The sequence below is a fragment of the Methanocalculus sp. genome (genome assembly GCF_029762515.1).
Lineage (GTDB): Archaea > Halobacteriota > Methanomicrobia > Methanomicrobiales > Methanocorpusculaceae > Methanocalculus.
In genome coordinates this window covers 1-2,068 of the sequence record NZ_JARVGN010000394.1, presented here as the reverse complement: position 1 = coordinate 2,068, position 2,068 = coordinate 1, and the positions used below count along the sequence as shown (strand labels likewise).

At 56.9% G+C, this 2,068-nt stretch carries 3 protein-coding genes; all 3 read left to right on the top strand.

Translation table 11 applies throughout. The features are described 5' to 3' along the window. A partial coding sequence (gene thiM / locus QCH34_RS11370) for a hydroxyethylthiazole kinase (RefSeq protein WP_300334249.1) occupies window positions 1–764 on the top strand: 764 nt, incomplete at its 5' end. Beyond that, window positions 754–1,413, top strand: coding sequence for a thiamine phosphate synthase (gene thiE, locus QCH34_RS11365; RefSeq protein WP_300334247.1), 660 nt, complete (start codon window positions 754–756; stop codon window positions 1,411–1,413). The genes thiM and thiE, both read left to right, overlap by 11 nt. 7 nt (window positions 1,414–1,420) lie before the next feature. Further along, the coding region (locus QCH34_RS11360; RefSeq protein WP_300334245.1) for an aminoacetone oxidase family FAD-binding enzyme at window positions 1,421–2,068 on the top strand (648 nt) is incomplete at its 3' end.

Here is a 2,068-nt window from a genome sequence, read left to right as displayed (position 1 = left end):
CCCGGCCGCTCATTCACCATATTACCAATACCGTAACAATCAATGACTGCGCAAATGCAACCCTTGCCATCGGTGCAGCACCGGTGATGGCAGGCGCAATCGAAGAGGTTGCCGAGATGGCCGGGATTGCAGGCGCCCTTGTCCTCAATATCGGAACCCTTACACCCGCACAGGTAGATGCGATGGTTGCCGCAGGAAAAGCCGCAAATGCACATGGCATCCCGGTGATCCTTGATCCGGTCGGAGTCGGTGCAACAACACTCAGGACAGAGAGTGCGGAGAGGATTCTGAATGAATGCAGGGTTGCGATCCTGAAAGGAAACGCCGGTGAAATCGGTGTCCTTGCCGGAAGCGGCGGCACTGTCAGGGGGGTTGATTCGGGCGGCTGTACGGGTGATCCCATTGAGGTTGCCCTTCGGTGTTCCGGGAGGTGGAACACAGCCGTTGCCATGACCGGAAAGACCGATATCGTCTGCGGGAATGGTGAGGCATACCTGATTTTAAACGGGAGCCCGATGATGGAGCGGCTCTCGGGAACCGGCTGTATGGCAGCATCTGTTGTGGGGGCGTTTGCAGCCGCAGGCGACGATCCGGTGAAGTCCGCCGCCGCTGCACTCATCGCATTCGGGCTTGCCGGGGAACGGGCAGCCAGGCAATCTGCGGGACCATACTCATTCAGAACCGCACTCTTTGATGAACTCGCATCACTGACACCGGAGACGGTATCGGCTGAGGCACAGGTGGAGCAGTACCATGGCATATGATCTCTACGTCATCACCGACGAGCAGATCGGGAGGGGGAGATCCCATACCGAACTCGCCCGGATGGCGCTTCTGGGCGGAGCGGATATCATCCAGCTCAGGGACAAGAGGATGGATGCTGCATCCCTCTACCGGACAGCAACAGAGATTCTGGCCATGACCAGGGATGCCGGTGCCTGCTTCATCATGAATGACCGGCTTGATATCGCTCTTGCAACCGGAGCAGACGGAGTTCATCTCGGCCAGCAGGATATGCCGATATCCGAAGCCCGACGGATTGTTCCAAGGGACTTTATCATCGGCTCTTCTGTCGGATCGGTTGATGAGGCGATACAGGCAGAGATATCAGGTGCCGATTACCTTGCACTCAGCCCGGTCTTTGCCACCACCTCAAAAGATGATGCCGGATGCGGGCACGGCCTTTCAACACTGGGCGCCATCCGTGCCGCAACCCGCCTCCCACTTGTCGCAATCGGCGGGATCACATGGGAGAATATCGGATCTGTGATCGGTGCGGGGGCAGACGGGGCCGCCGTCATCTCTGCGGTTGTCGGAGAGGAAGATGTAGCAGCAGCAGCAGCAGAACTGAAGCGGCAGATTGCAGTGGCAAAAAATCCTGGCAGGACACCACCCGTTCTACAGAAGGTGTGATTGCAAAATGGCCCGGCCTGTGATTGGCATTATCGGAGGCGGGCCGGCAGGACTCTTCTGTGCAGCTACGATAAAGTCAGAGGGAAGCCGGATCATCCTCTTTGAGAAGAAGAGGGAGGCAGGTCGGAAACTCTTAATCACCGGATCCGGGCGGTGCAATATCACACATGCGGGCAATATCCGCAGTTTTGAAGAACATTACGGTGAGAACGGGACTTTTTTGAAACCAGCACTCAGGAATTTTACGAACCGGGATCTGATCGCGTTCTTCGAAGATCGGGGATGCCCCCTCTATACAGATGAGAACGAGAAGATATTCCCTGTATCAGAAAAGGCAGATGATATCCTCTCTGTACTGATGGCCGCATGCCGGGAGAACGGGGTGATCTTCAGGCAGAACAGCCAGGTTCGTGCCGTGGAGCGCTCAGGGAACGGCTTTCTGATCAGGACAGACGATCAGGAGGTGCTGGTCGATCACCTCGTCATTGCAACCGGCGGTACATCATACCCATCAACCGGATCAACAGGTGACGGGTACCGTTTTGCCGAATCCCTCGGCCACCGGATCATTGGGATTGGACCCGCCCTTGCCCCGGTACACCCGGAGCAGTATCCGTTTTCAGATCTCGCCGGGATCTCCTTTGATGATATCACG

Bases quoted from the DNA above. Each gene is read 5' to 3' on its own strand.
- thiE (WP_300334247.1), top strand. From the start codon at position 754: ATGGCATATGATCTCTACGTCATCACCGACGAGCAGATCGGGAGGGGG.